The sequence below is a fragment of the Aeromicrobium sp. Leaf291 genome, assembly GCF_001423365.1.
GTDB lineage: Bacteria > Actinomycetota > Actinomycetes > Propionibacteriales > Nocardioidaceae > Aeromicrobium.
In genome coordinates this window covers 421,555-445,972 of record NZ_LMNM01000001.1, presented here as the reverse complement: position 1 = coordinate 445,972, position 24,418 = coordinate 421,555, and the positions used below count along the sequence as shown (strand labels likewise).

The window sequence follows — 24,418 nt, the reverse complement described above, 5'->3', positions numbered from 1 at the left end:
GGTCCCTGACATGGACAAGCTCTCGGGGAAGAACTCGGCACTGCTCATGGTGGTCGTCCTGGTGCTGGGAGGTGTGCTCTGGGCAACCGGGCTCACCGACAAGATCACCGGGGCGACGAAGGGATCGTCGTCCGAGTCGTCCTCGGGCGCGGACCGTCCGTACGACGCGATCGAGATGCGCGTCCGGAACGTGGCCGACAGCGGCACGTTCACCGCCACGGTCGTCACCACGTCCCGCTACGCGGACAAGGGGCTCGACGCGTACGGCGACGGCCGCGTCACGGTGCGGCTCTACGGGGTCGACACGCCGGGCGCCAGCTACCGCCAGGAGTGCTACGCCGAGGAGGCCAAGGAGTCCCTCGAGAAGCGACTCTCCGAGTCCTCGCAGCGCATCTGGGTCAAGCCCGGTCGTGACGACCGCCGAGGCCGCGCCCTGGCCTGGGTGTGGACGAAGGACGGCGAGCTCCTGCAGGAGAGCCAGCTGGCCGACGGTGCCGCGACCCTGCGCGACGACGCCACCTTCGCCCCGTACGAGAAGCAGGTCACCGCAGCGGAGGCCAAGGCCGAGAAGGCGAAGACGGGACTGTGGGGCGCGTGCGGGTCCTGAGCGCGGTCCTCGCGCTGCTCCTCCTCGCGGGGTGCAGCGACCCGGCGCCGACCCCGCCGACGCCCGAGCAGCGCGCCGACGCCGAGGCCGAGGTCGAGGAGCTGGCGCCGGACGCCTGGGGCCTCGGCGCGCCGATCGCCGAGGCACGTCAGGACATCTGCCAGGAGGGGCAGCAGAGCTCCAAGGTGAGTGAGGTCGACTCGGCCTGCACGCTGGGCCGGTCCTGGATCGTGCCTGCTGCCGCGTCCCGCTCCGACGTCGCCGGGGCGATCGACGACCTGAGCGACCGCCTCGCCGACGCCGGCTGCGAGAGCGCCATGCGCGGCGGTCTCGACGTGGCCGCGCGCTACTGGCGGGAGGGCGTGCAGTCGGAGCCGGGGTCGCTCCCGGGGTCGAGCTTCCGCTGCGGGTCGCGCGGCGTCGACGTCTCGACCGTGAGCCCCGAGCAGTCGAGGCCGAGGTCGATCGTCTCGGTGGGTGACCTGACCGGCGGCACCGTGGGGGAGAAGGACACGGACGACTTCGGGTCCGACGTGCGCCGCGAGGTCGAGGCCAGTGGGCAGGCGCTCCTGTGGCAGATCACGGTCACGCAGACCTACGCCGTGCGACGCTGAGCACAGCGTGACCCGCGTCACGATCCGGCAGGCCCCTAGCAACTCTGACAGTTGTGGTGTCACAATCGGCACCGAAGGTTCTACACGAAGGACACTGAGGACACTGACATGACCGAGGCATTCATCTACGACGCGATCCGCACCCCGCGCGGACGCGGCAAGAAGACCGGCTCCCTGCACGAGGTCAAGCCGATCTCGCTGCTCAACGGGCTGCTCGACGAGATCCAGACCCGCAACCCCGCCCTCGACGCCAACCAGGTCGACGACGTCGTCCTGGGCGTCGTCTCGCCCGTGGGCGACCAGGGCGCCGACATCTCCCGCACCGCGGTCCTGGCGGCCGGCTTCGGCGAGCAGGTCGCCGGCGTCCAGCTGAACCGCTTCTGCGGCTCCGGCCTCGAGTCGGTCAACCAGGCCTCGGCCCGGGTCAAGTCCGGCTGGGAGGACCTCATCGTCGCCGGCGGCGTCGAGTCCATGAGCCGCGTGCCCATGGCCTCCGACGGTGGCGCCTGGGCGATGGACCCCCGGACCGCGCTCGACACCGACTTCGTGCCCCAGGGCATCGGCGCCGACCTCATCGCGACCCTCGAGGGCTTCAGCCGCGACGACGTGGACCAGTTCGCCGCCGAGTCGCAGGCGCGCGCCGCCAAGGCGATCGCCAACGGCTACTTCGCGAACTCCGTCATCCCCGTCAAGGACGTCAACGGCATGACGATCCTCGACCACGACGAGTTCGTGCGCGAGGGAACGACGGCCGAGTCCCTCTCGGGCCTCAAGCCGTCGTTCAAGGACCTCGGCGACTTCGCCGGGTTCGACGCGGTCGCGCTCGAGAAGTACACGACGGTCGAGAAGATCAACCACGTCCACCACGCCGGCAACAGCTCCGGCATCGTCGACGGCGCCTCGCTCGTGCTGATCGGCAACGAGAACGCCGGCGAGCGTCACGGGCTCACGCCCCGCGCCCGCATCGTCTCGACCGCCGTCATCGGCTCGGAGCCGACGATCATGCTGACGGGCCCCGGCCCCGCCTGCCGCAAGGCGCTCGACAAGGCCGGCCTGTCCATCGAGGACATCGACCTGATCGAGATCAACGAGGCCTTCGCCGCGGTCGCCATGAAGCTCATGCGCGACCTCGGCGACTACCCCCACGAGCAGACCAACGTCAACGGCGGCGCGATCGCCATGGGCCACCCCCTCGGCGCCACCGGCGCGATGATCCTCGGCACGCTCGTCGACGAGCTGCACCGCCGCGAGAAGCGCTACGGCATGGCCACGCTGTGCATCGGCGGCGGCATGGGCATCGCCACCATCGTCGAGCGCGTCTGACCCCCAGGAGAGACAGATCATGACTGAAGCAGTGCGTTACGAGGTCGAGGGCGGCATCGTCAACCTCGTCATCGACGACCCCGACCAGAGCGCCAACACGATGAACGACGCCTACGCGTCGTCCATGGCCAAGGCCGTCGACCGTCTGGTCGACGACATCGCCAAGGACGCCGACGCCGTCAAGGGCGTCATCATCTCCTCGGCGAAGAAGACCTTCTTCGCCGGTGGCGACCTCAAGCTGATGACGCAGGCCACCCCGGCCGACGCGCAGAAGCTGTTCGACAACGTGGAGGGCATCAAGGCCACGCTCCGCAAGCTCGAGACCTCCGGGAAGCCCGTCGTCGCCGCCATCAACGGCGCCGCGCTCGGCGGTGGCCTGGAGATCGCGCTCGCGGCCCACCACCGCATCGCGGCCGACGTCCGGCTCGAGGTCGGCCTGCCCGAGGTGACCCTCGGCCTGCTGCCCGGCGGCGGAGGCGTGACCCGCACCGTGCGCATGTTCGGCCTGCAGGACGCGCTCATGAACATCCTGCTCCAGGGTCCGCGCATGCAGCCGGCCAAGGCCAAGGAGATCGGCCTCATCGACGAGATCGTCCCCGCCGACGAGCTGCTCTCCGCAGCGAAGGCGTGGATCGAGTCGGTCCAGGGCGACGCCGACGCGGCCACGCAGCCGTGGGACCGCCAGGGCTACCGCATGCCCGGTGGGACCCCGTCGAACCCGAAGCTGGCCGCCAACCTGCCCGCGTTCCCGGCCATGCTGCGCAAGCAGACCAAGGGCGCGCCCTACAAGGCGCCGCGCAACATCCTCGCGGCTGCCGTCGAGGGTGCGCAGGTCGACTTCGAGACCGCGAGCCGCATCGAGTCCCGCTACCTGGTGGAGCTCCTCGTCGGCCAGCAGTTCAAGAACATGACGCAGGCGTTCTTCTTCGACCTCGGCTCGATCAACGCCGGTGGCTCGCGTCCGGCGGGCGTGGAGCCCAAGAAGTTCACCAAGGTCGCCGTCATCGGCGCCGGCATGATGGGCGCGGGCATCGCCTACGTCTCGGCGCAGGCGGGCATGGAGGTCGTGCTCAAGGACGTCTCGCGCGAGGCGGCCGAGAAGGGCAAGGCCTACAGCGAGAAGCTGCTGGCCAAGAAGCTCGAGCGCGGTCGCACCACGCAGGAGAAGGTCGACGCCTTCCTCGCGCGCATCACGCCCACCGACGACTACGCCGACCTGGAGGGCTGCGACCTCGTCGTCGAGGCCGTCTTCGAGTCGGTCAAGCTCAAGCACGAGGTCTTCGGCGAGATCCAGAAGGTCGTCAAGCCCGACGCCCTGCTCGGCTCGAACACGTCGACGCTGCCCATCACCGGCCTGGCCGAGGGGGTGGAGCGTCCGCAGGACTTCATCGGCATCCACTTCTTCTCCCCGGTCGACAAGATGCCGCTCGTGGAGATCATCGCCGGTGAGCAGACCGACGACGCCGCGATCGCCGGCGCGCTGGACTACGTGCAGCAGATCCGCAAGACGCCGATCGTCGTCAACGACAGCCGCGGCTTCTTCACCAGCCGCGTCATCGGCACCTTCGTCAACGAGGGCATCGGCATGCTGTCCGAGGGCGTCGACCCGGTCTCCATCGAGCGGGCCACCACCATCGCGGGCTTCCCTGCGCCGGTGCTCCAGCTCAGCGACGAGCTCAACCTCGAGCTGATGACGAAGATCCGCAACGAGTCCAAGGCGGCCGTCGAGGCCGAGGGCGGCACGTGGGTCTCCGACCCGGGCGAGCAGATCATCGACACGATGATCGAGCTGGGCCGGCCGGGCCGCCTGAAGGGTGCGGGCTTCTACGACTACGAGGACGGCAAGCGCGTCGGCCTCTGGTCGGGCCTGCGGGAGCAGTTCCCGACGGCCGAGACGCAGCCCGACTTCGAGGACCTCAAGGAGCGTCTGACGTTCCGCATGAGCCTCGAGACGATCAAGTGCCTCGAGGAGGGCGTGCTGCGCACGGTGCCCGACGCGAACATCGGCTCCATCTTCGGCATCGGCTTCCCGGCCCTGCAGGGTGGCGCGATCCAGTACGTCAACGGCTACGAGGCTGCCGACGGATCGATCGGCGTCGAGGCGTTCACGCGTCGCGCGCAGGAGCTGGCCGCCACCTACGGCGACCGCTTCGAGCCCCCGGCGCTGCTGCTGGAGAAGGCGAAGAACGGCGAGAAGTTCGCCTGACCACACCTCGACGAGGCCCCCACGACCCTGCGGTCGTGGGGGCCTCGTCATGAGGTGACGATCCGGTGTAGGACTTGCGTGACGTAGCCACTTCCGTTGAAGTGGCCCGATGGACGTCACCGGCATCGAACGGGCCATCGACGGATTCTTCGCTCCTGCAGCGGACGTCGTCTCGAGCATCATCTTCTTCGAGCTGACGATCGGCGGGATCGCGTTCCCGCTCATCGTCTTCTGGCTCGTGGCGGGCGCACTGGTCTTCACCATCGCCTTCCGCGGCCCGCAGACGTGGGGGGTGGGACACGCGATCGAGCTGGTGCGTGGCAAGTTCGGCAGCAAGGACGACCCGGGCGAGGTCTCGCACTTCCAGGCGCTCGCGTCGGCGGTGTCCGGCACGGTGGGTCTGGGCAACATCGCCGGTGTCGCCGTCGCGGTGACCCTGGGTGGTGCAGGTGCGACCTTCTGGATGATCGTGGCGGGTCTGCTCGGCATGGCCACCAAGTTCGTGGAGTGCACGCTCGGCGTGAAGTACCGCGTGGAGCACGAGGACGGCACCGTCAGCGGTGGTCCCTTCCGCTACCTGCCCATCGCGTTCGAGCGGTTCGGTGCGGCAGTGGCCACGGTCCTGACCGGCGTCTTCGCCGTCGCGATCTTCTTCTTCGGTGCCGTCGGCGGCAACATGTTCCAGGCCAACCAGACCTACGCGCAGGCCAAGAACGTGACCGGCGGCGAGGACGGCTTCCTCGGCTCCGACGGTGCGGCGCTCGCGTTCGGCATCGTCCTCGCGCTGCTCGTCGGCCTCGTGATCATCGGCGGCATCAAGTCGATCGGCCGGGTGACCGAGAAGCTGGTGCCCGCCATGGCCATCGTCTACGTCACCGCCTGCCTCGTGGTGATCGGCGCGAACATCACCAACCTGCCCGACGCGTTCGGCCAGATCATCGGCGGTGCGTTCTCGCCCGAGGGCGTGACCGGCGGTGTCGTCGGCGTGCTGATCATCGGCTTCCAGCGTGCGGCGTTCTCGAACGAGGCCGGCGTCGGCTCGGCGCCCATCGCCCACTCGGCGGTCAAGACGAGCCGTCCGGCGAGCGAGGGCTTCGTGGCGCTCCTGGAGCCGTTCATCGACACCGTGATCATCTGCACCATGACCGCGCTCGTCATCGTCATCGCCGAGCCGCAGAGCTGGCTCGACGGCAAGGCCGCGGTGGCCGCCGGCGACTCGCCGAACCCCGACGGCGTGGTGCTCACGTCGGACGCGTTCGAGACGGTCGTTCCGTGGTTCCCGTACGTGCTGGCGATCGCGGTGGCGTTGTTCGCCTTCTCGACCCTCATCACGTGGGCCTACTACACGCAGAAGGCCTGGACGCACCTGTTCGGCCGCTCGCAGCTCACCGAGCGACTCTTCCAGGTGATCTTCTGCGTGTTCACCGTGTTCGGCTCCGTCGTCACGCTCAGCGACGTGATCACGCTCGCGGACTCGATGCTGTTCCTCTGTGCACTCGTCAACATCTTCGGCCTCTACCTGCTCCTGCCGGTGGTGCGCCGGGAGGTGCGCGAGTACTGGGCGGACAAGAAGGCCGACCGGCTGGTGCGCGCCGACTCCTGAGTCGACGCGTTCCGGGACGGGGCCCGGGACGTGACGGCTCTCACGTCGCTTGTAGAGATGAGGCTTGCCTAAGTTAGTGTGTCCTTCGGAATCGTCCCCGAAAGGACTCCCGATGACCCTGCGCCCCCCCATCGTCCTGGCCGCCGCGGCCGCCCTCGTGCTCGCCGGCTGCGGCATGACCACCGAGAGCGGGGAGGCGTCGGGCGAGAACGCCTGGACCTACACCTCCGGCGACGGCAAGACCTACACCGCGGAGAAGATGCCCAAGCGGATCATCGCGCAGGGTGAGGCCGCCGCCGCGCTCATCGCACACGGCATCGAGCCGGTCGGCATCTTCATCAACCAGCCGCTCGAGGACACGAAGGCGCTCGAGGGCGTCGACGTGTCGGGCATCCCGATCCTCGGCGAGACCTGGGGCACGATCGACGCCGAGAAGGCCGCGGCGCTGAAGCCCGACCTCATCGTCACCACCTACTGGAGCACCGAGAAGGCATACGGCGGCTTCGAGGACGGGGTCAAGGAGAGCAGCAAGAAGGTCGGCAAGCTCGCCCAGGTCGTCGGGCCCACCGCCGACCAGTCGGTCGAGGAGATGCTCGACGGCTTCGAGGAGCTCTCCGAGTCCCTGGGCGCCGACCTCGACTCCGAGCAGATCGCCACCGACAAGGCCACGTTCGAGGCGGCGCGCGACCGGTTCAAGGACACCGTGGCGAAGGCCGAGGGCCTGTCCGTCCTCGGCGTCTCGCCCGCCGACGACCTGCTCTACGTCGCGGTGCCGAAGCACTCCGCCGAGCTGGCCGACTTCAGCCGCTACGGGCTCGACATCACCGTGCCGGACTCCCCGGACCCGGACTTCCCGTACTGGGAGAACCTGTCGTGGGAGAACGCCGACAAGTACCAGCCCGACCTCATCCTCATGGACGACCGCACCTACGACCAGGCCATGAAGATCGTCGCGAAGCAGCCCACGTGGACGAAGGTCAAGGCTGCCGAGGCCGGGGCGGTCACCCCGTGGCCCGCCTTCTGGATCAGCACGTACCGCGCCTACGCCGAGCAGCTCGACATCCTCAGCGACGTGGTCGAGAAGGCCGACCCGGACCTCACGTGAGCACCACGCTCCAGCGCTCGACGTCGACCGAGGCGCCCGCGCCCCGGCACCGGTCGGCGGCGGGCCTCGGCGTGGGCGTGCTCGTGCTGCTCGGGGTGCTCGCGGTCGTCACGTTCGTCAGCATCACCATCGGGGCACGCGGCGTGGGTCTGGGCACGATCTGGACGGCCTTCACCGACTACGACCGGGCGTCGGCCGAGCAGACGGTCATCCGCGAGCTGCGGGTTCCGCGCACCCTGCTCGGCCTGCTCGTCGGGGCGGCCCTCGGCCTGGCGGGTGCGCTGCTGCAGGGCGTCACGCGCAACCCCCTCGCCGACCCCGGGATCATGGGCATCAACATGGGTGCGGCCACCGGCATCGTCGTGGCCGTCATGGTCCTCGACGGCATCAGCCAGTCCGCGTCGGTGTGGGTGGGCTTCGCGGGGGCCGGCATCGCCACCGTGGTGGTCTACGGCGTCGCGTCCTTCGGCCGCGAGGGAGCCACGCCGGTGAAGCTCGCGCTCGCCGGCGCCGCCGTGAGTGCCGCGCTCTACTCCGTCACCACCGGCATCACCATGACCGACGTCGGCGCGCTCAACGAGCTGCGCTTCTGGCAGGTCGGCTCGCTCAGCGGCCGGTACCTGCCGGTGCTCGAGCAGACCTACCCGTTCCTGGTGGCCGGCATCGTCGTGGCGATGCTGCTGGGTCGCGCCCTCAACGGACTGGCGCTCGGCGACGACCTGGCCGTGGCCCTCGGCCAGCGGGTGCGCCTGACGCGGGTGGTCATCTTCGTCACGGTCGCCCTGCTGGGCGGCGCCGCCACCGCTGCCTGCGGACCGATCGTGTTCGTCGGGCTGATCGTCCCGCACGTGGCCCGGGCGATCTGCGGACCCGACTACCGCTGGATCCTGCCCTACACCCTGCTGCTGAGCCCGGTGATCCTGCTGTCGGCCGACGTGCTCGGACGGGTGCTGGTGAGCCCCAGCGAGCTCCAGGTCGGCGTCGTGCTCGGGGTGCTCGGTGCGCCCGCGTTCATCGCGCTCGTCCGCTACAAGAACCTGGCCCAGCTGTGAGCGCCGCGACCACGCCCCTGCGCGACGCGGTCCGCGCGCAGCGCCGCGGCCACCGAGCCCGCACGACGGCCATCACCGCAGGTCTCGCGGCGCTGGCGTTCGCGCTGTTCGTGGCCACCATGATGATCGGCACCTTCCGGCTCACTGCCTGGGAGGTGGTCGGGAGCGTCTTCCGGCTCACGGACGACCCGAGCGTCGACTTCATCGTGCTCGACCTGCGCCTGCCCACGGCCGCCACGGCGGTGGGCGTGGGCCTCGCGCTCGGTGTCGCGGGCCTCGTCTTCCAGCGGCTGCTCGCCAACCCGCTGGCCTCGCCCGACTTCGTGGGCATCTCCGGTGGCGCCAGCCTGTTCGCCGTCTCGACGATCCTGTTCTCCACGTGGGGTGCGGTCGCGACGTCGGGCATGGCACTGCTCGGGGCCGTGCTCGCCGCCGTCGCGGTGTACCTGCTGGCCTGGCGCGACGGCATCACCGGCTACCGGTTCATCCTCATCGGCATCGGCCTGTCCGAGCTGTTCGTGGCGCTCACCGGCTACGTGATCGCGAAGGCCGAGCTGAGCGACGCGCGCGAGGCGATGACCTGGCTCGTGGGCTCGGTCGGCTCGGCCGGCCCGTTCGAGCTGCGCGCGCTGCTGATCGGCGTCGCGGTGCTGCTGCCGGTCGTGCTCGTGCTGTCGCGGCGGCTCGGCGCGCTCGAGCTCGGCGACGACGCGGCGTCCGCGCTCGGCGTGAGCGTGGAGCGATCGCGGCTCGTCCTCCTCGCGCTGTCGGTCGTGCTCGTGGCGCTCGCCACCGCCGCGGCCGGCCCCGTCGCCTTCGTGGCGCTCATCTCCGGACCGATCGCGATCCGGCTCGTCGGCAACGCCGCCAGCCTGCCGGCGGCCGCCTTCGTCGGTGCCGTCATCGTGCTCCTGGCCGACCTCGTCGCGCAGCACGCCCTGCCCGTCGCCCTGCCCACCGGGGTGATCACCGGCGCCGTCGGCGCCCCCTACCTCATCTGGCTGCTCGCCACCGTCAACCGGGAAGGACGCGGAGGATGACCACCACCAGCACCGGCCGCACCCATGACCCCCGCACCCATGAGCTGAGAGCGCAGGACCTCACGCTCGGGTACGCCGAGACCGATGTCGTGTCCCGCCTGGACGTGGAGATCCCGCCCGGCCGGATCACCGTCATCGTCGGCGCCAACGCGTGCGGCAAGTCGACGCTGCTGCGGGGCCTCGCCCGGCTGCTCAAGCCGCGCCACGGCACCGTCCTGCTCGACGGGACGTCGTTGCACGAGCAGCGCTCCGCCGACGTCGCCCGCATCGTCGGCCTGCTGCCGCAGACGCCCGTCGCGCCCGACGGCATCACGGTGGCCGACCTGGTGGGTCGTGGCCGCTACCCGCACCAGGGATGGTTCCGCCGCTGGAGCCCGGAGGACGACACAGCCGTCGCCGAGGCGCTGGAGGCCACCGGCACGGCCGACCTCGCCGACCGCCCGATCACGGGGCTGTCGGGCGGCCAGCGCCAGCGCGTCTGGGTGGCCATGGCACTCGCGCAGGACACCGACCTGCTGCTCCTCGACGAGCCCACCACCTACCTCGACATCAACCACCAGGTGGAGCTGCTCGACCTGCTCACCGACCTCAACCGCGAGCACGGCAAGACCATCGCGATGGTGCTGCACGACCTCAACCTCGCGTTCCGCTACGCCGACCACATCATCGCCATGAAGCACGGCGAGATCGTCGTGGAGGGCAGCCCGTCCGACGTCATCGACGCGGCCGTGGTGGAGGACGTGTTCGGGCTCGCCTGCCAGGTGGTGCCCGACCCCGTGAGCGGCACGCCGCTCGTCGTGCCGCGCAGCCGTCACCACGTCGGCGGGCTCACGTCCGAGGCGGAGTCACCGGCCGCCGTCTGAGTCGGTCGACGTTCGTCCAGGGCTCATGGCACGTTCACGACCGCGCCCTAGCGTGCGAGCCATGGCCGGACTACGCGAACGCCTCGCCCGTCGGATCTGGACGCCACCGCCCCCACCGAAGCCGCCGCGCGACCCCGAGCTGGTCGCGCTCGACCGGCTGCGCGACGCGTGGAAGGACGGGCCCGTCCGTGACGACCGGATCAACGAGCACCTCGCGCTCGTGCTCGACAAGTCCGGCGTCCCCGGCGGGCGCGTGCTCGAGATCGGCGGCCGAGGGCACCCGCGTCACCGGGTGTTCGACGCCGACCGCTTCGAGTACCTCAACCTCGACCTCGCCGAGACCGGCCCGGGCGTCATCATCGGCGACATCACGCACTGCCCCGAGATCCCCGACGCCACCTTCGACGTGGTGCTCAGCGTCGACGTCTTCGAGCACATCGACCGGCCGTGGCTCGCGGGCGAGGAGATCGTGCGGATCCTCCGGCCCGGGGGCCTCGTGTACACCTCGACGCTGTTCAGCTGGCGCTACCACCCGTGCCCGATCGACTACTGGCGCTACACGCCCGAGGCGCTCGCGTTCCTGATGCGCGGCACCGACACGATCGACCAGGGCTTCGACGCGACCGAGCGACGTCGCGACGTGCGCAAGAAGGCCGCGGAGGACCCGATGCCCTTCGACGCGCTCGGCGGCTGGCGCGAGAACGTGCGCGTCTTCCACGCCGGGGTGAAGCCGAGGCCCCGGCCGGCCTAGTGGTCACCGGTCAGCACGTTGACCACTGCCGGCGCCTCGAGCCCTGACGAGGACACTTGCACCATGACCACCGTGGTGAGTGTCGCCCACACCGGAATCACTGTTCGCTCGCTCGAGACGGCTGCGGCGTTCTGGGTGGGGGCCCTGGGCGCCGAGGTGGAGCGCCGGTTCGTCCTGGACGGTGCCTTCGCCGCCGACGTGACCGGTGTGGCTGGAGCTCGAATCAGCGCAGCGGTGCTCGTGCTGGGCGGTCACCGGATCGAGCTGCTGGAGTATCTCGAGCCGGCGGGCCGACAGCACCTGGAGCCGAGGCCCAACGATCTCGGTTCCTGGCACCTCGCGCTCGATGTCACTGATCTCGACCTCACCGTCGCGCGGTGTGGTGAGCACGGGTGGCGACTGGCGGGAGCCATCGGGACGATGACGACGGGTCCTCGAGCCGGAACACGGTTCGCCTACCTGCACGACCGCGACGGCGCGACATTGGAGCTGATCCAGCGGGTCGCACGCACGCCCTGAGCGTGGTTCGACCCGCTGCCTCCAGACGTGTCGACCGGTGAGACTAGTCGGCCTTGCCGGCTGCCTCGTCACGACCCAGGCGTGAGTGCGTGCGGCCGTACACGAAGTAGAGGACGACGCCCAGCACCATCCACACGAGGAACCGCAGCCAGGTCTCGACCGACAGGTTCACCATGAGCCAGACGCACGCGGCGATCGCGAGGATCGGCACGAGCGGGACGCCCGGGACGCGGAAGGAGCGGTCGAGGTCGGGCCGGGTGCGGCGCAGCACGATGACGCCCGCCGAGACCACCACGAACGCGAACAGCGTGCCGATGCTCACCAGCTTGCTCAGCTCCGACAGCGGGACGAAGCCGGCCAGCACGGCCACGAACGCGCCGGTGATGATCGTGATCTTGTAGGGGGTGCCGAAGCGCGGGTGCACCTTCGCGAGGCCCTGGGGCAGGAGACCGTCGCGCGACATGGCGAACAGCACGCGGGCCTGGCCGAGCATGAGCACCAGCACCACGGTCGTGAGCCCGGCCACCGCGCCGACGGAGATGATCTTGCTCGCCCACTCCAGGCCGTTGGCCGAGAACGCCTCGGCCAGCGGTGCGGCGGTGTTCATCCGGTCGTCGCTGTACTTGAGCATGCCGGTGACGACGAACGCGACGGCCGCGTAGAGCACGGTGACGATCGCGAGCGAGCCCAGGATGCCGCGCGGCATGTCGCGCTGCGGGTTGCGGGTCTCCTCGGCCGACGTCGCGACGATGTCGAAGCCGATGAACGCGAAGAACACCACGGAGGCGGCGGCGATGATGCCGTAGATGCCGAACACGGTCGGCTCGACGCCGAAGATCGTCTGCAGGAGCGTGGAGTCCAGCCCCGACTCGCCCGAGCTGGGCTTCGACGGCGGCACGAACGGCGTGAGGTTGGAGGCCTTGATGAAGAACAGGCCGGCGACGACCACGAACAGCACCACGGCGACCTTCACCACGACGAGCACGCTCGTGAACCGACCGGAGAGCTTGGTGCCGAGCACGCCCAGAGCGGTGAGGGCGACGACGATGGCGATGGCACCGAAGTCGGGACGGGCCGCGTCACCGGCGAGCCACGTCGGCAGGTCGAGGAGCGACTGGAGGTAGGCCGACCAGCCGCGGGCCACGACCGCCGCGCCCAGCGCCAGCTCGAGCACGAGGTCCCACCCGATGATCCAGGCGATCAGCTCGCCCAGCGTCGCGTAGGAGAACGTGTACGCGCTGCCCGCGACGGGCACGGTCGACGCGAACTCGGCGTAGCAGACCGCCGCGAGAGCGCAGGCGATGCCGGCGAGGACGAAGGAGATGACGATCGCGGGACCGGCACTCCGGTAGGCCTCCTGGCCGGTCAGCACGAAGATGCCGGTGCCGATCATGACCCCGACGCCGAAGACCGTGAGGTCCCAGGCGGAGAGGTCCTTCCTCAGCCGATGGTCGGGCTCGTCGGTCTCGGCGATGGACCGCTCGACGGACTTGGTGCGGAAGAGGCTCACCGGGTGATCCTGCACCCGACGATTGCGGCGCGCAACCGTGCCGGTGGGGTCAGGCGGTCCTCGCCGCGTCGAGCTGCTCCGCGGCCTTGGCGATGTTGCGCTGCATGGAGCCGAAGATGATGCCGTGGAAGGGCAGGATCGCCCACCAGTAGGCGTGCCCGAGGAGACCGCGGGGGTGGAAGAGCGCGCGGTGGTGGAACGTCGTGCTCCCACCCTCGGTCGAGCCCACCTGCAGCTCCAGCCAGGCCAGCCCCGGCACCCTCATCTCCGCCCGTAGGCGCAGGAAGGAATGGTCGTCGGTGGCCTCGACGCGCCAGAAGTCGAGGGCGTCGCCGACCACGAGGTCCTTGTCGTTGCGCCGGCCGCGACGCAGCCCGGGCCCGCCGACGAGACGGTCCAGGATGCCGCGCACCCACCAGGCGAGCGCCCAGGAGTACCAGCCGTTGCGTCCGCCGATGCCCTCGATGATCGTCCAGAGCGACTGGGGGGAGGCGTCGACCTCGCGCGTGCGCTCGTCCTTGTACAGGGAGCCGCCCGCCCAGTCCGGGTCGGACGGCAACGGCTCCGACGGCGCACCGGCGGTCGCCGCCGACGACCAGCGGGTGGGGACGTCGAGGTTCTGGATCTTGGTGAGCGCGAGCTCGACGGCACGGTCGAAGCCGATGAGACCCTCGGGCGGGTCGGGCACGTACTGCTCGATGTCCTTCTCGCTCGCGACGACGGTGTTCTTGAGCGACTCGACGAGCGGACGGGCGATGCTCGCGGGCACGGGGGTGATGATGCCGACCCAGTGGCTCGACAGGCCGGGCGACAGGATCGGGACGGGGAGCACCCGCCGCTTCGGCAGCCCCGCGACGGCGGCGTAGCGCTGCATCATCTCGAAGTAGGTGAGGATGTCGGGTCCACCGATGTCGAAGGCGCGGTTCACGTCGGCGGGCATGTCGGCGCTGCCGACGAGGTAGCGGAGCACGTCGCGGATGGCGATGGGCTGGATGCGGGTGTGCACCCACTTCGGCGTCACCATCACGGGCAGCCGCTCGGTGAGGTAGCGGAGCATCTCGAACGACGCCGAGCCCGAGCCGATGACGATGCCGGCCTGCAGCACGGTCGTCGGCACGCCCGACGCGAGCAGCACCTCGCCCACCTTCTTGCGCGACGCCAGGTGCTCGGACAGCTGCTCGTCCTCGGGGTCCATGCCGCCCAGGTAGACGATGCGGCTCACGCCCGCGGCGGCGGCCTCGTCGGCGAAGCTCTGGGCGATGCGGCGCTCGGTCTCGGCGAAGTCGTCGCCCGAGCCGATGGAGTGCAGCAGGTAGTAGAGGACGTCCACGCCGTCGAGGGCGCGGCGCACGTCCTCGGGCTCCGTGGCGTCGCCCTGGGCGACGTCGACCCGCTCGGACCACGCGTGGGCGCGCGCCTTGGTCTCGTCGCGGACGAGGACGCGCACGTCGTGCCCGGCGTCGAGGAGCTGGGGGACGAGGCGGCCGCCGACGTAGCCGGTGGCACCGGTGACCAGGGAGAGCGTCATGTCCCCATCGTCGGGGACCCCGCGCGCCGGGGCATCCCGAGCGGGTCGAGGTCACACCGGTGTATCCGGTGGTGTCAGCCGGCCCGGTGCAGCTGCTCGACGTCGTCGTAGGCGAACCGGTTGGGGAACTCCAGCGGCGTGGTGGGCCGCCCGGAGGGCTCGGCACGCTCGGGGTGCTCGACGTCGGCACTGCACACCCGGTTGCCGCAGTCGTTGCGGCGCACGAGCCGGTCGCCCACGACCGACCCGAGGTAGTGACCGCGCGCGTCGACGACGTCGGTGCCCTCCCAGGGCATCCAGCCGATCCAGCGTCCGGCCGTGTCGAACACGTGCTCGTCGTCCCAGGCGCGTCGGAACGCGATGACGTCTCCGTCGAGGTCGTACAGGTACACGCTCATGTGGTCAGGCTCCCGAGATGGTGCTGGTCTTCTCCCCTCCTTGACGGTATGACGACACGATGATGACGCGGTGAGAACGCACCAAGATGATCCCGATGGACTAGTCAGTCCTGGCCAGCGCACGCTCGACGGTCGTCTCGACGTGGATCCGGGTGGTCGCGAAGACCGGCACCGGACTGTCGTCGGCCGAGACGAGCAGCTCGATCTCGGTGCAGCCGAGGACGATCCCCTCCGCGCCGTCGGCCACCAGTCGGCCGATCACGTCGGCGTACGCGGAACGTGAGGTCTCGCTGACGATCCCGCGCACGAGCTCGTCGTAGATCACCCGGTGCACGGTCGCGCGGTCGTCGGCGCCGGGCACCAGGACCTCGATGCCGTGCCGTGCGAGGCGCTCGCGGTAGAAGTCCTGCTCCATCGTGAAGGCGGTGCCGAGCAGGCCGACCCGGCCCAGTCCGGCGTGCCGCACCCGTTCGGCGGCCGCGTCGGCGATGTGCAGCACGGGCACCTTCACGGCGGCCTCGACGACGTCGACGACCTTGTGCATGGTGTTGGTGCAGAGCAGCAGCAGCTCTGCACCCGCCCGCTCCAGCCGCTGCGCTCGGTCGGCGAGGAGCGCGCCGGCCTCCTCCCAGCGGTCCGTGGACTGGAGGGTCTCGACGTCGGCGAAGTCGAGCGAGTCGAGCAGGACGCGGGCGGAGTGCACGCCCCCGAGCCGCTCGCGGACGAGCACGTTGGCGAGCCGGTAGTACTCCGCCGTCGACTCCCAGCTCATCCCGCCGAGCATCCCGATCGTGCGCATCACGTCCTCGTTCCCGGGGCTCCCACCCCTGTTGCAGGATGGTCCCATGAGTGATGCGTCCGCGACCGAACAGCACCGTCAGGTGGGCCTGGAACGACTCGACCGCGGCCGCTACCGCGTCACCAACGCCCGGGGCGGGCAGATGGTGATCGGCGACGGCTCCGGCGACGACTTCACGCCCGTCGAGTTGCTGCTGGCCGCGATCGCGGGCTGCACGGCCATCGACGTCGACCTCGTCACCACCAAGCGGACCGAGCCGGAGCGGTTCGCGGTGACGGCCTCGGGCGAGAAGGTCCGCGACGACGACGGCAACCGGATGGACGACCTGCAGGTGCGCTTCGACGTGGCGTTCGGCGAGGACGAGGAGGGCGCGAAGGCGGCCGGCCGGCTCTCCGACGCGATCGCCAAGTCCCACGACCGGCTCTGCACGGTGAGCCGCACGGTCGAGCTGGGCACGCCCGTCGACACGCAGTAGGTCAGCGCAGGCCGTACCAGGTGGCGGTGGCAGCGGCGGCGAACAGCAGCAGCGCGGCCGGCACCACCACCCACGTCGGCCAGCCCGGCCGACGACGCGGGCGGTGCCCCGACGTCACCCGCTCCAGCTCGACGGCGAGCGCCTCGGCCGACGCGTGCCGGTGGTCCGGGTCGCGTGACAGGGCGCGGTCCAGCACGGCGTCGAGCCGCGACAGCAAGGGGGAGGCGGCCGCGCCGCGGGTCCGGGCGAGACCACGGGGCCGTTCGCCCTCGGAGCGTCGCAGGACGGCGGCGGCGTCGGGCACGTCGAAGGGGAGCGCACCCGTGACGAGGACGAAGGTCACGACCGCGAGCGCGTACACGTCGGTGCGGGCGTCGATGCGTCCGCCCGACGCCTGCTCCGGCGCCATGTACGCCGGCGTCCCGGTGGTCACGGTGAACCCGGTGGCCTCCGCCAGCCGCTTCACGCTGCCGAGGTCGGCCACCAGCACGCGGCCGTCGTCGGCGACCAGGAGGTTGCCCGGCTTCACGTCCCGATGCACCACACCCGCCGCGTGCAGCACGTGCACCGCCCGGCACCCCTCGACGGCCAGGCGCACCGCTTCAGCCGGCGCGAGCGACCCGTCGGCCACCGCGTCGAGCGACCCGCCCCCGGCGAAGTCCATGACGAAGTAGGGCCGGTCGGTCCCGTCGAACGTCTCGGTGCCGATGTCGTGCACCCGCACGACGCGGGAGCTCTCGAGCCGTCGCAGCAGACGCGCCTCGGCCAGGAAGCGTTCGCGCACGTCGGCGTGGTGGGCCCAGTTCTCCGCCAGCACCTTCACCGCCACCGGCACCTCGAGCTCGGTGTCGTAGCCCCGCCACACCGTGGCGAACGCGCCCGACCCCTGGACCGCGTCGAGCCGGTACCTCCCGATCTGCCTCATCACGGGACAGTATGGTCGCTGGCGTGGCCCCCGGCGGTGAGCCCGGCGGGGGTGCCGGGCCGTGGACGGCAGACGAGCAAGGGGGATCCATGGAGGACGACCAGCTGCTCGAGCTCGTGGCGCGGGCCCAGGCCGGCGACGCCGACGCCATGGAGGACCTGCTCGCGCACCTGCGTCCGCTCGTGCTCCGGCGCTGCTCGAAGTTCCTGCCGTACTCCGGCGACGCCGAGGAGGCCGCGCAGGAGGCGCTCCTCGTGGTGGCGCAGAAGCTCCACACCTTCGCCGGCCGCGGCTCGTTCGTCGGGTGGGTCACCGTCGTCGCGTCCAACACGGCGCGCCAGGCCTACCGCTCCATGCGGCGTCGCTTCGACGAGGGCTCCACCGACCTCGTGCCCGACGCGCCCGACCCTCGCACGACGAGCGTCATCGCAGGCACGCGGCTCGACCTGCTCGACGCCCTGGAGCACCTCGAGCGCGAGCACCCGTCCGCCGTCGATGCGTTCGTGCTGCGCGACCTCGGGACGCTCCCCTACGACGAGGTCGCCGCCCTCACCGACGCGCCGCTCGGCACGGTCAAGGCACGCATCCACACCGCCCGCCGCTACCTGCGCGAGCGGCTCGGCCAGGACCCACCGCCCGGTCCGGACAACCTTTCGGTTCCGGACGGCATCTGATGGTGCAGATCCCCTCACCGAAGGACGCACGCTCATGATGCAGACCAAGCTCGCTCTCTCGCTGCTCGCCGGAGCCGTGGTGCTGGGTGTCACCACCGGGGCGGTCGCCGCGGCCGTCGGTGGCGACGACACCGCCGGGCGCGACACGCCACGCGCGTCGGCCTCCCCGACTCCGTCGCCGACGGCGGAGGAGAAGAAGGAGGAGACCGAGCCTGCCGCGGCAGCGCCGACCGTCGAGTCAGGCGGGGGCGATCAGGGGGTGCCCGAGGCAGGTCCGGGTCTGCTGCCGCCGTCGGACCTCCTCATCACCCCCGGTGCGGTCGGTCCGGTGAGGGCGGGCATGACGAAGGCGCAGGCGCTCGCCACCGGCTACTTCGTGGCCGACGTCCCCGCGCCCGTCGACGGCTGTCCCGTGCGCCCCCTCACGTGGCGCGACGAGTACGTGAACACCGTCGACCTGCAGACCGCCGAGAACGGCGACGTCCTGTCGGTCGGCGTCCGCCAGCCCGGCCCCCACACGCGGTCCGGCTTCGGTGTCGGCACCACGTGGGCCCAGCTGAGGTCCGTCGCGAGCGACCCGCAGGATGCCGGCTACGGCCAGACCGGCGTGTTCGTGCGCGAGAGCAACGACGCGAGCTGGATCGGCTTCCTGTTCGACACGACGCCCGACCAGCTGGCCGACGACGACCGCGTGACGTTCGTCGAGGTCACCAAGGGCGGGCAGCCCGGCCTCGTGCGCGACGGCTGCTGAACCGGATCGTCCGCCGACGGGCTACAGACGCTTGGCGGGGTCGTGCGGGCCCTTCGGCTCCACCCAGAAGTCGAGCGCCAGGTCCTCCTCGCGACCGCCGTTCAGGTAGATCGACAGGTCGGTGACGCCCTCGGCCTCGAGGACCTCGTCGTCGATGAAGAAGTTCCCCGTGCACTCCCGGCTGGGTCGCGTGAGGATCGCGTGGGCGGCGTCGGCCATGATCGCCGGCGTGCGGGAGCTGGTCTCCAGCCCGGCGCCCACCACGTTGCGCACCGCGGCGGTGTCGATCGCCGTGCGTGGCCACAGCGAGTTGCATGCGACGCCGTCCTCGCGCAGCTCCTCGGCCAGGCCCAGGGTCACGAGGCTCATGGCGTACTTGGCGATCGCGTAGGCGGTGAACGTGCCGAACCACTTCGGGTCGAGGCTGATCGGCGGGCTGAGCGTGAGCACGTGGGGGTTCGCCGACGCACGCAGGTGGGGGATGCACAGCTTGGACAGCAGGAACGAGCCGCGTGCGTTGATCTGCGTCATGAGGTCGTACTTCTTCATCGAGATGTCCTCGGTGCGGGACAGGTCGATCGCGCTGGCGTTGTTGACGACCAAGTCGATGCCGCCGAACGTCTCCACGGCCCGGGCCACGGCGTCCTCGACGAAGGCGTCGTCGCGGATGTCACCCACGAGCGGCAGCGCACGGCCGCCGGCCTCCTCGATGGCGGCGGCAGCGGTGTGGATCGTCCCGGGCAGCTTGGGGTGCGGCTCGGACGTCTTCGCGAGCAGCACCACGTTCGCGCCGTCGCGGGCGGCGCGCACCGCGATGGCCTCCCCGATGCCTCGGCTGCCTCCGGACATGATCATCGTCGTTCCGGCCAGGCTCATCGGGGGTCCTCTCGTCGTGGACGTGCGTCCTCGCTATCGTGCTGGGGACGACAAGAACAGTCAAGGTTGATTGTTTCTCTGGAGGTGGCGGCACCGATGGCGCAGGACGTACCGGCCTGGTTCACGGCCGCCCTGGCGGAGCAGCCCGAGCACGCCACGGTCGACGTCGACGGCGTGCGCATCACCTACCGGGCGTGGGGCCCGGTCGACGAGCCCGTCACGGTGCTCGTGCACGGCGGCGCCGCGCACGCGGGCTGGTGGGACCACGTCGGGCCGCTGCTCGACGGACGCGTCGTCGCCCTGGACCTGAGCGGGCACGGGGACAGCGACCACCGCGACGTCTACGCGCTCGAGACCTGGGCGGCCGAGGTCATGGCCGTCGCGCGGGCGCAGGGCAGCACCCGTCCCCCTGCCGTCGTCGGCCACAGCATGGGCGGGTTCGTGGCCCTCACCACCGCCCGGGACCACGGCGCCGCACTGGCCGGGGCCGTCGCAATCGACTCGCCGGTCCGCGAGATGTCGAGCGAGGCGCGAGCGTGGATCGCCTCGCACGGCGTCATCCCCGCCCCGAAGCTGCACCCCGATCGTGAGGCGATCCTCGCCCGGTTCCGCACGCTCCCGGCCGACGACGCCACGCTCGACTACGTGCACCGCCACATCGCCGAGGGATCCGTGCGTGAGGTCCCGGCGTCCGACGGGGAGCCCGGGGGGTGGCGCTGGAAGTTCGACCCACGCATCTTCCTGCGGTCGCGCATGGAGCCCGAGGAGCTCGCCGAGGCGGCCTGCCCGGTGGCGCTCCTGCGCGGAGACCGCGGCATGGCCACGTCGGACATCACCGACGCCGTCGCCGAACGGCTCGGCGGGCACGTGCCGGTGACGGTCGTGCGAGACTCCGGGCACCACGTGATGCTCGACCAGCCGCTGGCGCTCACCGCCGCCGTGCAGGCCATCATCGGAGAATGGAGACGCCCGTGACGAGCGACCCGACCAGCACCGAGCTGCTGCTCGACACCACCGAGGGCATCCTCTCGATCACCTTCAACCGGCCCGACGTCATGAACGCGCTCGACGGTGCCATGCTCGAGCGGGCCGCCGAGGCCGTCGAGACCACCGACGCCCGCGTCGTCGTGGTGACCGGCGCGGGCCGTGCCTTCAGCGCCGGAGCGGACCTGCGTCGGCTCGAGCGGGGCGGCACGCACGAGAACGGCAACCGGCTCGTGCGCGCACTGGTCTCGACGGACCGCCCGGTCGTGGCCGCGGTGAACGGCCCCGCCGCCGGCATCGCGATGTCGGTGGCGCTGGCTGCCGACGTGACCGTCGCCCACGAGTCGGCCTACTTCCTGCAGGCGTTCGTCAACATCGGCCTCATGCCCGACGGCGGGGCGACCGAGCTGCTCGCCGCGTCGGTGGGTCGGGCCCGGGCCAACCGCCTCTCGCTGCTGGGCGAGCGGCTCCCGGCCGCCGAGGCGGCGCAGATGGGACTCATCGACCGGTGCTGCGGCGACGACTACGCCGAGCAGGTGGCCGAGCTGGTCGCGAAGCTGGCCAACGGCCCCACGGCCGCGTACGCCGCCACCAAGCAGGCCATCGCCGCCAACACGCTGCGCCACCTCGACGAGACGTTGGACCGCGAGCTGCGCCTGCAGCGGGAGCTCGCCGACACGGCGGACTCGAAGGAAGGCATCCAGGCGTTCCTGGACAAGCGCGCCGCCGGGTTCGTGGGCCGATGAGCGAGAGCCGGATCGAGGCCCTCGAGGCGCTCCTGGAGGAGCGCTGGAGCTGCCGCGGATACACCGACGAACCGGTCGAGGCGGCCACCATCGAGCGGCTGCTGACCGCCGCGCAGCGCACCCCGTCGTGGTGCAACACCCAGCCGTGGCACGTGGTGGTGACCGCCGTAGGCGAGACCGAGCGGCTCAAGCAGGCCATGGCCGACGACGAGCGCTTCGGCCCCGACCTGACCTTCCCGGAGTCCTACGAGGGCGTGTACGCCGAGCGTCGGCGCGAGTCGGGCTGGCAGCTGTACGAGGCGGTCGGCGTGGTGAAGGGCGACCGGGCCGGGTCCGCCGCCCAGACGATGCGCAACTTCGAGTTCTTCGGCGCCCCGCACGTCGCGATCGTCACCACGACCCGCTCGCTCGGCGTGTACGGCGCGATCGACTGCGGTCTGTACGTGCAGTCCTTCCTGCTCGCGGCCCAGGCCCTCGGTCTCGGCGCCTGCGCGCAGGCGGCCCTGGCCATGCGCTCGGAGCTGCTGCGCGAGTGGTTCGACCTCGACGACGACCGTCAGGTGGTGTGCGGCATCTCCTTTGGCCACCCCGACCTCGACCACCCCACCGCCTCCTACCGCACCTCCCGCGCGTCGTTGGACGAGGCGGCCGAGCTGCGGCTCTGACCTCTCGTCCTGCGGGTGCGCCTCGGCGGGTGGGTGTGGTCCTGCGGCTGCTGCCTCGGTTGGGTCGTGTCCTGCGGCGCCACTGCTCGGCTGGGTCGTGTCCTGCGGCGCCACTGCTCGGCTGGGTCGTGTCCTGCGGCTGCGCTGCCTCGGCTCCTCGTCGACCTGCGCTCCGAAAGGGGCCTCGACCGGCGGTGGGGTGCGTGCTCGGCCTGGGTTCTCGGGGCGCGGGGACGTCGATGGTGCGTTCGGGGCGTCCTGACCGTCTCGTTGCCTCGTCGTGTGTCGGTTGGGGCCGTCAGAGGTAGGTGGCGCGCGTTATCCGCCGGGCGCGGGCCGTGAGAGGTAGGTGGCACGCGTTATCCGCCGGGCGGAGGTGGGTGGCGCGCGGATACAGACCTCCATACCGCGGGCCCTCTACCTCTGACGCTCCGATTCCGCGCGCGACCTACCTCTCACCCGTCTTGGGCAGTGGGAGGTAGGAGACGCACCGCATGCGGGCGGTTTGAGGTGCGAGACCTACCTCTGACGGCCCGATGAGGTGCGAGACCTATCTCTGACGGCCTGGTTCGGTGCGAGACCTACCTCCGACGGCCCAGGACCGGCCCGCGGCACCGGGGCTCGGCCGAGCGGGAGCCCGTCCGCCGGTCAAGGCCCCTTTCGGAGACCGAGCCGAGACCCGGCCGGAGCAGCGCAGCCGCAGGTCCGGACCTGGGGAAGGAGCACAGCCGCAGGTCCGGACCCGGGGAAGGAGCGCAGCCGCAGGTCCAGACCCAAGGAAGCAGCGCAGCCGCAGGTCCAGACCCAACGAAGAAGCGCAGCCGCAGGTCCGAACCAGAGGAAGCAACGTAGCCGCAGGTCTCGCCCCAGGCTCACCCCCGCAGCGCCCCCACGCCCAGCACCGCGGCGAGGCCGAGGGCGGAGCGGGGGTGGTAGGCCGCCGTCCAGAGTCCGCCGTGGGCGGCGCCGCGAGCCTCGTCCTGCCACGGCTCGGCCTCGGCGGGCAGGCCGGCGCGGAGGTCGTGGACCAGGAGCGCGGCCATCAGGGTGTTCGACGTGGCGGGGTCGAAGATCTCGACGCCGAAGCGGTGCGCGCCGGCGTAGGCCGCCGCCAGGGCCTTGTTCTTCACGACCGACCGCGTGCGGGTGGCCGGTGCCACGTTGAGCGACACCGTGGTGCCGGCGGCGCGAGCGGTCGTGGCACGCCAGCGCTGCAGCCGCTTGGCGAACGCGTAGTTGGGACCCTGCTGCGGGACGAGGGCGTCGCAGATGCCCGGGTCGGCGCCGGGCGGGTAGTTCCGCTGCAGGAGCCGTCCGCCGCTCGCCACGCGTGTGGCGTGGCGAGCCATCCGACCGAACCGGCCGGCGCGGTACGCCGCCTCCGACCTCGCCACGTCGTCGGCACCGACGGCGAACACGTCGGTGGGTGTGGCCAGGAAGGCCAGCGCGGTGTCGGGGCGCTCTCGCACCAGGTGGTCCGCGAGCGCGTCCGCGGCCATCGAGACCCGGACGTGCTGCCCGCCGTCGGCGTAGCAGTAGTTGCCCAGCACGACGCGGGACTCGAAGGAGCCCAGCCAGTGGGCGAGGGCCGGCAGCTCGCGCACCAGGTCCGCGCCGACGTCGCTCCCACCGTCGGGTCGACCGTGGGTCACGATCCGACTGGGCACGTGCACGCGGCCCGCCCCGCCCGTCGCGACCTCGGCGATGCGGCCCTGCACGTCGGCGCGGGGCAGGTCGACGGCGGCCACCTCGGCACCCCACCGCTGCAGCGCGCGGTACGGACCCATCTCGGCCCCCGCCCCGAGCACGACGACGAGGTCGCCCTCGAGCCGCAGCCAGTCGGGGTTCGCCTGCACGGTGCGCACCGCGTCCGCGCACGACGGCGTGACCACACCACGGTCCAGCCAGTCGTCCAGCTGGCGAAGGAGGGCGTCGCCCCCCAGCCTCTCGCCGCGGTAGGGCACGGTCAGCTCGGTCTCCGGCTCCGCCTCGCCCTGGACGGTGGTCGTGCTGAGCACCTGGTCCAGCGGCGTCACCGCCAGGGCCTCGTCGAGGGCGACGTCGTCGAACCGCATGGCCGCATGCGCGCTGCGCAGCCCCTCGGCCGCGATCGATCGCGCAGCCGCCGCATCCCCGACGCCGGCCTCCACGGCCCGGCGGAAGTGCTGGAGGTACTGCCGCCGCCAGGCCGTCTCGTGCTCGACGGCGCGCGCACCGACCGGATCGGCGGGCCGCAGCGCATCGGCCAGGACCTCCCTCGCCGTGGCGGACGTGCTCTCGGACCGGAACTGCACTCCCTCGCGCGTGGTCATGACGACAGCCTAGGAACCCTGGGAGCGCAGGGGAAACCGGCGGCCGAAGGTAACTGCGAGTGACACACGATCTTGTTCACGACACGCCGACG

The 24,418-nt window shown here is 71.2% G+C and carries 24 protein-coding genes; 17 read left to right on the top strand and 7 right to left on the bottom strand.

Annotated features, from left to right (window positions below):
* The first annotated feature begins 10 nt into the window (after nt 1-10).
* From ASF35_RS02255 to ASF35_RS02205, 11 genes are all read left to right on the top strand, one after another.
* Nucleotides 11-607 carry a thermonuclease family protein gene (locus ASF35_RS02255; protein ID WP_055962198.1) on the top strand — a complete coding sequence of 199 codons (597 nt, stop codon included), beginning with the start codon at nt 11-13 and terminating at the stop codon, nt 605-607.
* Nucleotides 595-1,221: a hypothetical protein gene (locus ASF35_RS02250; RefSeq protein WP_156367932.1), complete on the top strand. Its 627-nt coding sequence runs from the start codon at nt 595-597 to the stop codon at nt 1,219-1,221. The genes ASF35_RS02255 and ASF35_RS02250 overlap by 13 nt, the downstream gene beginning before the upstream one ends.
* Before the next feature lie 108 nt (nt 1,222-1,329).
* Nucleotides 1,330-2,544: an acetyl-CoA C-acetyltransferase gene (locus ASF35_RS02245; RefSeq protein ID WP_055962191.1), complete on the top strand. Its 1,215-nt coding sequence runs from the start codon at nt 1,330-1,332 to the stop codon at nt 2,542-2,544.
* A gap of 19 nt (nt 2,545-2,563) precedes the next feature.
* Nucleotides 2,564-4,750 carry a 3-hydroxyacyl-CoA dehydrogenase NAD-binding domain-containing protein gene (locus tag ASF35_RS02240; protein WP_055962188.1) on the top strand — a complete coding sequence of 729 codons (2,187 nt, stop codon included), beginning with the start codon at nt 2,564-2,566 and terminating at the stop codon, nt 4,748-4,750.
* Between the two features lie 109 nt (nt 4,751-4,859).
* Nucleotides 4,860-6,353 carry a sodium:alanine symporter family protein gene (locus ASF35_RS02235; RefSeq protein ID WP_055962185.1) on the top strand — a complete coding sequence of 498 codons (1,494 nt, stop codon included), beginning with the start codon at nt 4,860-4,862 and terminating at the stop codon, nt 6,351-6,353.
* 112 nt (nt 6,354-6,465) lie between these two features.
* Nucleotides 6,466-7,458: an ABC transporter substrate-binding protein gene (locus ASF35_RS02230; RefSeq protein WP_055962182.1), complete on the top strand. Its 993-nt coding sequence runs from the start codon at nt 6,466-6,468 to the stop codon at nt 7,456-7,458.
* A complete protein-coding gene (locus tag ASF35_RS02225; RefSeq protein ID WP_055962179.1) occupies nt 7,455-8,510 on the top strand; it encodes an iron ABC transporter permease in 1,056 nt (351 codons plus the stop codon). The genes ASF35_RS02230 and ASF35_RS02225 overlap by 4 nt, the downstream gene beginning before the upstream one ends.
* On the top strand, nt 8,507-9,550 hold the full coding sequence (locus ASF35_RS02220; protein WP_235493091.1) for an iron chelate uptake ABC transporter family permease subunit: 1,044 nt from the start codon (nt 8,507-8,509) through the stop codon (nt 9,548-9,550). The genes ASF35_RS02225 and ASF35_RS02220 overlap by 4 nt, the downstream gene beginning before the upstream one ends.
* Nucleotides 9,547-10,413: an ABC transporter ATP-binding protein gene (locus ASF35_RS02215; protein WP_055962176.1), complete on the top strand. Its 867-nt coding sequence runs from the start codon at nt 9,547-9,549 to the stop codon at nt 10,411-10,413. Before ASF35_RS02220 ends, ASF35_RS02215 begins: the two co-directional genes overlap by 4 nt.
* A 61-nt stretch (nt 10,414-10,474) precedes the next feature.
* The gene (locus ASF35_RS02210; protein WP_055962173.1) at nt 10,475-11,164 is read left to right on the top strand and encodes a class I SAM-dependent methyltransferase; all 690 of its coding nucleotides are present in this window, start codon (nt 10,475-10,477) and stop codon (nt 11,162-11,164) included.
* 63 nt (nt 11,165-11,227) lie between these two features.
* Nucleotides 11,228-11,683, top strand: coding sequence for a VOC family protein (locus ASF35_RS02205; RefSeq protein WP_055962170.1), 456 nt, complete (start codon nt 11,228-11,230; stop codon nt 11,681-11,683).
* 43 nt (nt 11,684-11,726) lie between these two features.
* Here ASF35_RS02205 and ASF35_RS02200 read toward each other — a convergent pair whose 3' ends face one another.
* From ASF35_RS02200 to ASF35_RS02185, 4 genes are all read right to left on the bottom strand, one after another.
* Nucleotides 11,727-13,193, bottom strand: a complete 1,467-nt coding sequence (locus ASF35_RS02200; RefSeq protein WP_082482077.1) for an amino acid permease — start codon at nt 13,191-13,193, stop codon at nt 11,727-11,729.
* Nucleotides 13,194-13,242: 49 nt separating this feature from the next.
* Nucleotides 13,243-14,721, bottom strand: coding sequence for an SDR family oxidoreductase (locus tag ASF35_RS02195; protein ID WP_055962164.1), 1,479 nt, complete (start codon nt 14,719-14,721; stop codon nt 13,243-13,245).
* A gap of 74 nt (nt 14,722-14,795) precedes the next feature.
* The gene (locus ASF35_RS02190) at nt 14,796-15,119 is read right to left on the bottom strand and encodes a 4-fold beta flower protein (RefSeq protein ID WP_055962160.1); all 324 of its coding nucleotides are present in this window, start codon (nt 15,117-15,119) and stop codon (nt 14,796-14,798) included.
* A gap of 100 nt (nt 15,120-15,219) precedes the next feature.
* Nucleotides 15,220-15,918, bottom strand: coding sequence for an aspartate/glutamate racemase family protein (locus ASF35_RS02185; RefSeq protein ID WP_055962157.1), 699 nt, complete (start codon nt 15,916-15,918; stop codon nt 15,220-15,222).
* Nucleotides 15,919-15,964: 46 nt separating this feature from the next.
* Here ASF35_RS02185 and ASF35_RS02180 point away from each other — a divergent pair, with 46 nt between their 5' ends.
* On the top strand, nt 15,965-16,393 hold the full coding sequence (locus tag ASF35_RS02180) for an OsmC family protein (RefSeq protein ID WP_055962154.1): 429 nt from the start codon (nt 15,965-15,967) through the stop codon (nt 16,391-16,393).
* Between the two features lies 1 nt (nt 16,394).
* Here the strand turns inward: ASF35_RS02180 and ASF35_RS02175 are convergent, their stop codons facing one another.
* Nucleotides 16,395-17,318, bottom strand: coding sequence for a serine/threonine-protein kinase (locus ASF35_RS02175; protein WP_055962150.1), 924 nt, complete (start codon nt 17,316-17,318; stop codon nt 16,395-16,397).
* Between the two features lie 89 nt (nt 17,319-17,407).
* On the opposite strand from ASF35_RS02175, the gene ASF35_RS02170 reads away from it, so the two are divergent.
* Both ASF35_RS02170 and ASF35_RS02165 read left to right on the top strand, forming a co-directional pair.
* On the top strand, nt 17,408-17,992 hold the full coding sequence (locus tag ASF35_RS02170) for an RNA polymerase sigma factor (RefSeq protein WP_055962147.1): 585 nt from the start codon (nt 17,408-17,410) through the stop codon (nt 17,990-17,992).
* Nucleotides 17,993-18,026: 34 nt separating this feature from the next.
* On the top strand, nt 18,027-18,743 hold the full coding sequence (locus tag ASF35_RS02165) for a hypothetical protein (protein WP_055962144.1): 717 nt from the start codon (nt 18,027-18,029) through the stop codon (nt 18,741-18,743).
* A 21-nt stretch (nt 18,744-18,764) separates the two neighbouring features.
* Here the strand turns inward: ASF35_RS02165 and ASF35_RS02160 are convergent, their stop codons facing one another.
* Nucleotides 18,765-19,619 carry an NAD(P)-dependent oxidoreductase gene (locus ASF35_RS02160; protein WP_055962143.1) on the bottom strand — a complete coding sequence of 285 codons (855 nt, stop codon included), beginning with the start codon at nt 19,617-19,619 and terminating at the stop codon, nt 18,765-18,767.
* A 96-nt stretch (nt 19,620-19,715) separates the two neighbouring features.
* Between ASF35_RS02160 and ASF35_RS02155 the strand changes: the two genes are divergently transcribed.
* Genes ASF35_RS02155 through ASF35_RS02145 form a run of 3 tightly spaced genes read left to right on the top strand, consistent with a single transcriptional unit; the run spans nt 19,716 to nt 22,014 of the window.
* On the top strand, nt 19,716-20,594 hold the full coding sequence (locus ASF35_RS02155) for an alpha/beta fold hydrolase (protein ID WP_055962141.1): 879 nt from the start codon (nt 19,716-19,718) through the stop codon (nt 20,592-20,594).
* Nucleotides 20,579-21,349 (top strand): enoyl-CoA hydratase-related protein, encoded by a 771-nt coding sequence (locus ASF35_RS02150; RefSeq protein WP_082480635.1) that lies wholly within the window; start codon nt 20,579-20,581, stop codon nt 21,347-21,349. Before ASF35_RS02155 ends, ASF35_RS02150 begins: the two co-directional genes overlap by 16 nt.
* Nucleotides 21,346-22,014 (top strand): nitroreductase, encoded by a 669-nt coding sequence (locus ASF35_RS02145; protein WP_055962136.1) that lies wholly within the window; start codon nt 21,346-21,348, stop codon nt 22,012-22,014. The genes ASF35_RS02150 and ASF35_RS02145 overlap by 4 nt, the downstream gene beginning before the upstream one ends.
* Before the next feature lie 872 nt (nt 22,015-22,886).
* Here ASF35_RS02145 and ASF35_RS02140 read toward each other — a convergent pair.
* A complete protein-coding gene (locus tag ASF35_RS02140) occupies nt 22,887-24,326 on the bottom strand; it encodes a hypothetical protein (protein ID WP_055962133.1) in 1,440 nt (479 codons plus the stop codon).
* Between the last annotated feature and the right edge of the window lie 92 nt (nt 24,327-24,418).

Bases quoted from the DNA above. Each gene is read 5' to 3' on its own strand.
- ASF35_RS02160 (WP_055962143.1), bottom strand. From the start codon at position 19,619: ATGAGCCTGGCCGGAACGACGATGATCATGTCCGGAGGCAGCCGAGGC.
- ASF35_RS02175 (WP_055962150.1), bottom strand. From the start codon at position 17,318: ATGAGGCAGATCGGGAGGTACCGGCTCGACGCGGTCCAGGGGTCGGGC.
- ASF35_RS02195 (WP_055962164.1), bottom strand. From the start codon at position 14,721: ATGACGCTCTCCCTGGTCACCGGTGCCACCGGCTACGTCGGCGGCCGC.
- ASF35_RS02240 (WP_055962188.1), top strand. From the start codon at position 2,564: ATGACTGAAGCAGTGCGTTACGAGGTCGAGGGCGGCATCGTCAACCTC.
- ASF35_RS02170 (WP_055962147.1), top strand. From the start codon at position 17,408: ATGGAGGACGACCAGCTGCTCGAGCTCGTGGCGCGGGCCCAGGCCGGC.
- ASF35_RS02190 (WP_055962160.1), bottom strand. From the start codon at position 15,119: ATGAGCGTGTACCTGTACGACCTCGACGGAGACGTCATCGCGTTCCGA.
- ASF35_RS02165 (WP_055962144.1), top strand. From the start codon at position 18,027: ATGATGCAGACCAAGCTCGCTCTCTCGCTGCTCGCCGGAGCCGTGGTG.
- ASF35_RS02255 (WP_055962198.1), top strand. From the start codon at position 11: ATGGACAAGCTCTCGGGGAAGAACTCGGCACTGCTCATGGTGGTCGTC.
- ASF35_RS02205 (WP_055962170.1), top strand. From the start codon at position 11,228: ATGACCACCGTGGTGAGTGTCGCCCACACCGGAATCACTGTTCGCTCG.
- ASF35_RS02230 (WP_055962182.1), top strand. From the start codon at position 6,466: ATGACCCTGCGCCCCCCCATCGTCCTGGCCGCCGCGGCCGCCCTCGTG.
- ASF35_RS02140 (WP_055962133.1), bottom strand. From the start codon at position 24,326: ATGACCACGCGCGAGGGAGTGCAGTTCCGGTCCGAGAGCACGTCCGCC.
- ASF35_RS02145 (WP_055962136.1), top strand. From the start codon at position 21,346: ATGAGCGAGAGCCGGATCGAGGCCCTCGAGGCGCTCCTGGAGGAGCGC.
- ASF35_RS02210 (WP_055962173.1), top strand. From the start codon at position 10,475: ATGGCCGGACTACGCGAACGCCTCGCCCGTCGGATCTGGACGCCACCG.
- ASF35_RS02180 (WP_055962154.1), top strand. From the start codon at position 15,965: ATGAGTGATGCGTCCGCGACCGAACAGCACCGTCAGGTGGGCCTGGAA.
- ASF35_RS02235 (WP_055962185.1), top strand. From the start codon at position 4,860: ATGGACGTCACCGGCATCGAACGGGCCATCGACGGATTCTTCGCTCCT.
- ASF35_RS02185 (WP_055962157.1), bottom strand. From the start codon at position 15,918: ATGCGCACGATCGGGATGCTCGGCGGGATGAGCTGGGAGTCGACGGCG.
- ASF35_RS02155 (WP_055962141.1), top strand. From the start codon at position 19,716: ATGGCGCAGGACGTACCGGCCTGGTTCACGGCCGCCCTGGCGGAGCAG.
- ASF35_RS02215 (WP_055962176.1), top strand. From the start codon at position 9,547: ATGACCACCACCAGCACCGGCCGCACCCATGACCCCCGCACCCATGAG.
- ASF35_RS02150 (WP_082480635.1), top strand. From the start codon at position 20,579: ATGGAGACGCCCGTGACGAGCGACCCGACCAGCACCGAGCTGCTGCTC.
- ASF35_RS02245 (WP_055962191.1), top strand. From the start codon at position 1,330: ATGACCGAGGCATTCATCTACGACGCGATCCGCACCCCGCGCGGACGC.